8 protein-coding genes are annotated in these 6,582 nt (G+C 61.6%); 5 read left to right on the forward strand and 3 right to left on the reverse strand.

All coding sequences use genetic code 11. From position 1 onward, the window contains the following. Positions 1-33 precede the first annotated feature (33 nt). The 3 genes from eutH to GBJ34_RS14095 form a co-directional block, all read right to left on the reverse strand. Positions 34-1,221: an ethanolamine utilization protein EutH gene (gene eutH, locus GBJ34_RS14085; RefSeq protein ID WP_151719841.1), complete on the reverse strand. Its 1,188-nt coding sequence runs from the start codon at positions 1,219-1,221 to the stop codon at positions 34-36. Positions 1,222-1,285: 64 nt separating this feature from the next. Further along, on the reverse strand, positions 1,286-2,557 hold the full coding sequence (locus tag GBJ34_RS14090; RefSeq protein ID WP_151719842.1) for a D-arabinono-1,4-lactone oxidase: 1,272 nt from the start codon (positions 2,555-2,557) through the stop codon (positions 1,286-1,288). A gap of 31 nt (positions 2,558-2,588) precedes the next feature. Continuing rightward, complete coding sequence (locus GBJ34_RS14095) at positions 2,589-3,356, reverse strand: SDR family NAD(P)-dependent oxidoreductase (RefSeq protein ID WP_151719843.1); 768 nt, start codon at positions 3,354-3,356, stop codon at positions 2,589-2,591. Positions 3,357-3,502: 146 nt separating this feature from the next. On the opposite strand from GBJ34_RS14095, the gene GBJ34_RS14100 reads away from it, so the two are divergent. The 5 genes from GBJ34_RS14100 to GBJ34_RS14120 all read left to right on the forward strand — a co-directional run bounded on the left by GBJ34_RS14100 (position 3,503) and on the right by GBJ34_RS14120 (position 6,446). Further along, positions 3,503-4,291 (forward strand): helix-turn-helix transcriptional regulator, encoded by a 789-nt coding sequence (locus tag GBJ34_RS14100; protein ID WP_151719844.1) that lies wholly within the window; start codon positions 3,503-3,505, stop codon positions 4,289-4,291. A 339-nt stretch (positions 4,292-4,630) separates the two neighbouring features. After that, complete coding sequence (locus GBJ34_RS14105; protein WP_151719845.1) at positions 4,631-5,293, forward strand: Crp/Fnr family transcriptional regulator; 663 nt, start codon at positions 4,631-4,633, stop codon at positions 5,291-5,293. Positions 5,294-5,360: 67 nt separating this feature from the next. Beyond that, on the forward strand, positions 5,361-5,570 hold the full coding sequence (locus tag GBJ34_RS14110) for a YgaP family membrane protein (RefSeq protein ID WP_151719846.1): 210 nt from the start codon (positions 5,361-5,363) through the stop codon (positions 5,568-5,570). Beyond that, positions 5,567-5,995 carry a YeeE/YedE family protein gene (locus tag GBJ34_RS14115; protein ID WP_151719847.1) on the forward strand — a complete coding sequence of 143 codons (429 nt, stop codon included), beginning with the start codon at positions 5,567-5,569 and terminating at the stop codon, positions 5,993-5,995. The genes GBJ34_RS14110 and GBJ34_RS14115 overlap by 4 nt, the downstream gene beginning before the upstream one ends. 1 nt (position 5,996) lies before the next feature. Then, positions 5,997-6,446 carry a DUF6691 family protein gene (locus tag GBJ34_RS14120; RefSeq protein WP_151719848.1) on the forward strand — a complete coding sequence of 150 codons (450 nt, stop codon included), beginning with the start codon at positions 5,997-5,999 and terminating at the stop codon, positions 6,444-6,446. Positions 6,447-6,582: the final 136 nt, after the last annotated feature.

Below are 6,582 nucleotides of genomic sequence, written 5' to 3' on the forward strand. Positions count from 1 at the left end.
GTGGATCAGGGGCCCGCGACCGGATGACCGCGCTTAACGCGCGGCGGCGCGCAAGCCCACGGTCGAAAGCTTCGCCGCGAAGGCAAGCCCGCAGAACCCGCCGATCAGCTTTCCAAGCAGCAGCGGCAGGATGATGGTTGGCTGAAAGTTCGCCGAGAAGGCCAGGTGATCCCCGAACATGAAGGCACCGCAAACAGCAAAGGCAATCACCAGCACCTTGTCGCGCGGGGGCATGTCGCCGATCAGCCGGAACATCGCAAGGATGTTTGCCGATGCAGCCAGCAGGCCGGTCGCGCCCTTGGGCGAAAGGCCAAGGCGCGCGCCCAGAATGGCCATGGGCTTTTCCAGGAACCTTGTCATGAGGTAGACCATGGGGAATGCGCCGCTGAGCATGATCCCGATATATCCCGCGATCTCAAGAGCGCGGAACTGATCTGCAGCGTCAGCGATGATCGGGTCGAAGCCCCAGGCCCCGAAGATCTTGCTGAATGCGCCGGTGAAATACTCGACGATGGAAAAGACCAGCACAAGGGTGATCCCCGCATACATCAGTTTGCCAAAGCCCAGGAACAGCCGGATCATCAGATCGGGCAGGAACCACAGGCAGATGGCGAGGACACCGCAGAACACCGCCAGCGGGGCAAGATTGGCAAGGATCTGCGGAACGGTCAGCGTCAGCAGATGGGTTGCCTCGCCCGTGGTATTGATATCAGGCCGAACGCTGACATCCATGCCCATCATCAACAGGCAGGATGCAAGCACGCCGACAGGGATGCTCAGCAGCCCACACATGATGCCCAATGCCATGAAGTGATGATCCTTCTTGTCGAGCATGGCCAGGCCGACAGGAATGGAGAAGATAATGGTCGCACCCGCCATGAAGCCGGTCACGGAGGCCATGATCCAGCCTTCCGTCGATTGCGCCAGCGATGCAGCCAGTTGATAGCCGCCCATGTCCACCGCCACGAGCGAGGTTGCAGCCATTGCGGGGTCTGCGTGCATCGCGGCAAAGATCGGTCCAAGCGTTGCGCTGATGGCCGCCAAAAGGAAGGGGATGGCCGCCATGATGCCGGCGACCGGAATGAAGATGTGGCCGATGGAATGCAGGCCCGCAGTGAACTCTTTGCCCAATGCGCTTTCGCTGTCGATGATCGCGGCGATGGCTCCGATTACCGCACAGGCCATGATGATATAGATGACGAAGGTTCCAACAAACGCCATGAAGGTTCTCCCGGTTGGATGGATCGGGCCGGTCGGGATCTGCGCCCCGATTCCGGCCGGGCGCTCAGCGGAAAAGCTGGCTGAGGTGATCGTTGAGATAGAAGCCCTGCGGGTCGAGCTTGCGCCGCAGGGCACGGAAATCATGGGCGCGCGGGTAGATTGCCGCCACATCCTCGCCCGTCAGGAAGTGCATCTTGCCCCAATGCGGACGCGCGCCATAGCCGCGCAGGATCTTGTCGACGGCCCGCAGATAATCCCAATAGTCCTTGCCGGGTTCGCCCGAAACCGAGACGGTAACGCTATCCTGCTTGTAGAACGGGCTCATCCAGGCCTCGTCCCCGGCGGTGAAGCGATATTCGATGGGGTAGATCGCATCCGGGAACTGTTCGAGCATGATCTTGCGGACGGCGCGGACGGCGTCCTTTCCATGCTGCCGCGGCACCGCATATTCCAGTTCGTGAAAGTTGGCAATGTATTCAATGGGATAAACGTCAGAGCTATAGGCGACCTTCTCGAATTCGGCTTCGAAAGGCTCTTCGTCAGTGATGTCCATCACCTTCATCTCGCAGACATCCGTCGTGCGGCCGGTCTTTGAAGTGGCCGAGGTGTCCGGCAGGCAATAGCAGTGGCGGCTTTCTTCATAGGGGCACCAGAAGAAGCTGAAATGCCTGTGCTTTTCCGCAAGCTCGTCATGCATCTCCATCGCGGATTCGAAATCTTCGCGCCAGATGCGTTCCTTGAGGCGATAGCTATCGGTGGCCTGCAATGTCATCTCGGAGATGGCACCAAGTGTCCCCAGCGAAACACGCCCGGCCAGCAGCAGATCGGGGGTTGTTTCATCGACGGTGAGGATCGAGCCATCGGGCTGAACCAGTTTCATCCCGACGATGCAATCTGCCAGGACCGGCAGCGTGGCCCCCGTGCCATGGGTGCCGGTCGTGAAGGCACCCGCAATGGCCTGACTGTCGATATCGCCCTGATTGATCAGCGAAAGCCCCTCGGCTTTCAGCACCTTGACCAGTTCGTTGATCGTGGTTCCGGCGGAGGCTGTCACCCGCCGCCTGGCGTGATCAATGCTTTTGACCCCCTTCATCTTTGAAAGGGTCAGGTGCAGCCCGTTGGTCAGCGCGACCGGGGTGAAGCTGTGGCCCGAGCCTACAACCCGGACATTCATGCCTTTCGCGGTGGCATCCGCGATCATGGCGCATAGCTCGTCCTCGCTTTGTGGTGCGCCCCGCGCGGCCCTTATGCAAGACTGGTTGCCAACCCAATTGCGCCAATGGGCATGTTCAATACCGAAGTCATTGACATGCATGTTGTGCGACGATGTCGTCATGTCTGATTTCCCTGTTGTCGTCTTCTTTTTTTCAGATTGCGGTATAGGCGTTGTCAGCAAAGAGATGGGCACCGTTCACGAAACTTGCCTCGTCACTTGCAAGGAACAGGGCCGCGGACGCCACTTCCTCCGGCCTGCAAAGACGGCCCTGAGCGGCGGCAATCATGCTTTCCGAAACATCGACGCCGTGTTTGCGAAGCAGGTCGATTTCGCGCAGGCCATGCGCCGTGGCGATGAAGCCGGGACAGATGGCGTTGGAACGGATGTTGCGGTCCCGAAACTCGACGGCGATGGCGCGGGCGAACATGTGACATGCCCCCTTGCTGGTGCAGTAGAGCACCTCCATCGGGGTCCCGACGACGCCGGAGATTGACGAGGTGCTGACGATGGACCCGCCACCCGCCGCGATCATGCCGGGCAGAACCGCTTTGGTGACGAGGAACATGCTTTTCACGTTGACCGCCATGATGCGATCCCATTCCTCCTCGCTGGTCTCGAGGAAGGGCAAGGCTGCCAGAATCCCGGCATGGTTCATCAAGACGGTAATCGGTCCGAAGGCATCCTGAACATGCGCAACCGCCCGCCCCACCTGGGCCGCGTCTGACACATCCGCAGGCGCAAAGACCACCTGATGGCCCTCGGCGCGCAGCCGCTCGGCAACCGTCGCCCCCTCGCTTCGAGGAAGGTCGACGATACCGACCCGCGCCCCTTCGCGGGCAAAAAGCTCGGAGGCGGCCAAGCCACATCCACCGGCGCCGCCTGTAATCAGCGCGGTCCGTCCTTCCAGACGTCTGGTCAATTTTTCCTCCTCGGCGGGGTATCCGCCTCGATCCGTTGGTTGTCGGCTGGGGCTTCGTCATGCGAAGCTCTCGTTACGAACGACATTAGCCAGCAGAAATGTCACCGAACCATATCACGAAAGTCATACAGGGGCAGGATGACCGGATGACGCCCAAGGAAGCAGAAGCTGTTGCCGCCCTGATCACCAGTTGTGACACCGCCGGGTATGGCGCGCGCCTGGATGACCTGAGCCGGCTTCTGGCCAGCTTTGACATGAGTTGCGCCTTTGCCTACCGCTATGATCACACCCCGGAGGTCATACATGACGGCTACAGCGCCGCGGTCAGCAGGGATGCCCTGAGCCGATATCTGAAAGGGGGCTATTTGCTGGACCCCTTCTATGTCGCTTGCATATCTGGCGTGAAGGAAGGCTTGTGGCGCATGAGGGAAATCGCGCCGGACGGGTTTTTCGCGTCGGATTTTGCATCCTCGCGCGAGGTTCATCCCTGCATATCGGAAGAAGAAGGAACATTGGTCGAAGAGATCGGGTTCATCGCACCATTGGGTGATGGTGCCTCGGCCGTCTATTCGTTGATGCGCCGGAAAGGAGGGAGCCCGTTTTCAGCGGCCGAGTTCCGGGGCCTGCAGATTGCCAGCCCCATCATCGCGGCCTCGATGCGGCGTCACCTTGGTGCAAACCGTGCGTCCCAGAACGTTCTTCCATCGCACAGCGATAGCGAAACGGCGTTTCGTTCTGCCTTCGGAGATCGCTTGACGCCAACGCAGCACACCGTGGTGCGGCTGATCCTGCGGGGACATAGCAATGTGTCGATTGCAAGCCATATGCAGATCACCGAAGGGACCGCCAAATTGCACCGCTACAACATCTACAAGCGCCTCAACATCAGCAGCCAGTCAGAGCTTTTCCAGTTGTTCATCGAATATCTGGGGTGAGAGAGGCGAGGATATTTTGGGGCCTGAAGCCGGCACCGCAGCCCCGTGCAGATCGCGGCAGGTTGGCAATGGGGCCGTGCGGCGGTCGTCCTCCCCCTTTTATCGGGGCGCAGAAGAAGGCGAAAGGCAGCCATCATCAGTTTCTGTGCGGGTGTTCAGCCGGTCCGCACGCAATATCTAAGAGTGAACGTGGAAAAAGCGCGGGCCATGGCCGGGGCGCCCCCAGCATCGCAGCATCGTGCTTCGCCAAAGCAGCGGATCCCGACACGCCGCTTCTCATCGCACGCCCTGCCATTTCATCAGGATCCCGCTATGCTGGTTTCATGACAGGAGCTTTCGATGCCAGACTGGACCGTCCATTTCAAAGAATTGGCACAGCTTCCTACCCCGATGCGGGACGGGCTTCTGCAGGGCAGCCGCGCGCTGGAATTTTCTGCCGGAACCCGGATCTTCGGGCCGGGGCAGCCCGCTGACCATCTGCTTTTGCTGCGTTCGGGGCGGATCCGGGTCACGCAGATCTCTGACACAGGGCGCGAGGTGGTGCTGTATCGCGTCGGAGCTGGAGAAAGCTGCGTGCTGACCTCGGCCTGCATGGTGGCCTATGACGACCTGGCGACCGAAGGCGTGGCGGAAACCGCAATTCAGGCCATTGGCATTCCGCGCACCACCTTTGACAAGATGATGGCGCTGTCGTCCGAGTTCCGCGGCTTCGTCATGCGGGCCTGGTCGCGGCGGGTGACGGATCTGCTAGCACTGATAGATGACATCGCCTTTCAGCGCATCGATCTGCGGCTGGCCTCACGCCTGCTGGCACTGGCCGAAGGAGACGCCGTTCACGCCACGCACCAGCAACTCGCGACCGAACTGGGCTCTGCGCGTGAGGTGATCAGCCGCGCTTTATCCGAATTCCAGCGCCGCGGCTGGATCGAACAGGCGCGCGGCGCGGTGCGGCTGAGCGATCGGGCCGCCTTGGAAAAACTGGCGCAGGAGGACGAACTGTAACCTAGTCACAGACACGGGCGCGCAGGCCGGGATATGCGTCAGCGGAAACCATTCCTGAGGTGCCCGCATGTGTAGAAACCTTGGCTCTTTCGATCGCATCCTCCGGCTCGTTGTCGGTCTTGCCACAGCCCTTCTCGCCTGGACCTGGGGCGCAGGTTGGCCGGTGCTCGGCCCCGTCCTGTGGGTCATCGCCGTGATCCTGATCCTGACTGCTGCCGCAGGCAGATGCCCGGCTTACCGCCTGTTCGGCCTTTCCACCTGTCCGATGAAAAAATGACCCCGTTCACCCCTTTCACCTCATTCGCGGGCGGCATGCTGATCGGGCTGGCTGCCGTTCTGCTGATGGCGCTTCATGGACGTATCTTGGGCGCGACAGGCATCCTGTCGGGCCTGATGCGCACCGGCGATCGCCGTGACTGGTCTTTGCGGGTCGCCTTGCTTTCAGGGATGGTTCTGGCACCGGGCCTGATCCTTGCCGTCAGCGGCACATGGCCGGCGCTGGAGGTTCCGGTCCCGCTGGCCGCGATCATCACAGGGGGTCTGCTGGTCGGCATCGGCGTCAGCTATGGCGGCGGCTGCACCTCAGGGCACGGGGTCTGCGGCAATGCGCGGCTGTCGCGCCGCTCGATCACCGCAACGCTCAGCTTCATGATCACCGCCTTTGCCACGGTCTATATGACCCGCCATCTGATCGGAGCCTGATATGCGCCTGCTTTCCGCCCTGATTGTCGGGGTGATCTTCGGCACCGGCATTGCAGTGTCCGGCATGATCAACCCGGCAAAAGTTTTGAATTTCTTTGACCTCGCCGGAACCTGGGATCCGAGCCTTGCCTTCGTCATGGGCGGCGCGCTGGCCGTGGCAATTCCGGGCTACCGCCTGGCTCTGGCCCGCAACAAGCCCCGGTTCGAGCCGACCTTCCAGCTGCCCGATACCAAGCGGATCGACGTGAAGCTGGTTGCCGGATCGGCGCTCTTCGGCATCGGCTGGGGCATTGCGGGCTTTTGCCCCGGCGCTGCCCTGCCTGCACTTGGCACATTGCGCCCCGAGCCGCTGGCATTTGTCGCAGCCCTGGGCCTCGGCATCCTCATCGCGCGCGGCCTGCAGGCGCGCACGAGCCGCCGCGCCCAGACCGCCTGCCCCCCTGCCCACTGAGGCCCCCCTGCCCTGCAAGGCCGATCGGAGCGTGCAGCCCGGCATTGTTGCAGAAGTCCGGCTGCGGCTAGACGCGCCCCTTTCCCCGTTGGGTTCAGGCCACGCGTTCAATCTCGGCAGTGCCGAGTGCATTGAA

It is taken from the genome of Gemmobacter serpentinus (assembly GCF_008973825.1).
Lineage (GTDB): Bacteria > Pseudomonadota > Alphaproteobacteria > Rhodobacterales > Rhodobacteraceae > Gemmobacter > Gemmobacter serpentinus.

What these genes read in the sequence shown, in the direction of transcription:
- eutH (WP_151719841.1), bottom strand. Translation starts at nt 1,221, where the DNA reads ATGGCGTTTGTTGGAACCTTCGTCATCTATATCATCATGGCCTGTGCG.
- GBJ34_RS14090 (WP_151719842.1), bottom strand. Translation starts at nt 2,557, where the DNA reads ATGACGACATCGTCGCACAACATGCATGTCAATGACTTCGGTATTGAA.
- GBJ34_RS14100 (WP_151719844.1), top strand. Translation starts at nt 3,503, where the DNA reads ATGACGCCCAAGGAAGCAGAAGCTGTTGCCGCCCTGATCACCAGTTGT.
- GBJ34_RS14105 (WP_151719845.1), top strand. Translation starts at nt 4,631, where the DNA reads ATGCCAGACTGGACCGTCCATTTCAAAGAATTGGCACAGCTTCCTACC.
- GBJ34_RS14110 (WP_151719846.1), top strand. Translation starts at nt 5,361, where the DNA reads ATGTGTAGAAACCTTGGCTCTTTCGATCGCATCCTCCGGCTCGTTGTC.
- GBJ34_RS14115 (WP_151719847.1), top strand. Translation starts at nt 5,567, where the DNA reads ATGACCCCGTTCACCCCTTTCACCTCATTCGCGGGCGGCATGCTGATC.
- GBJ34_RS14120 (WP_151719848.1), top strand. Translation starts at nt 5,997, where the DNA reads ATGCGCCTGCTTTCCGCCCTGATTGTCGGGGTGATCTTCGGCACCGGC.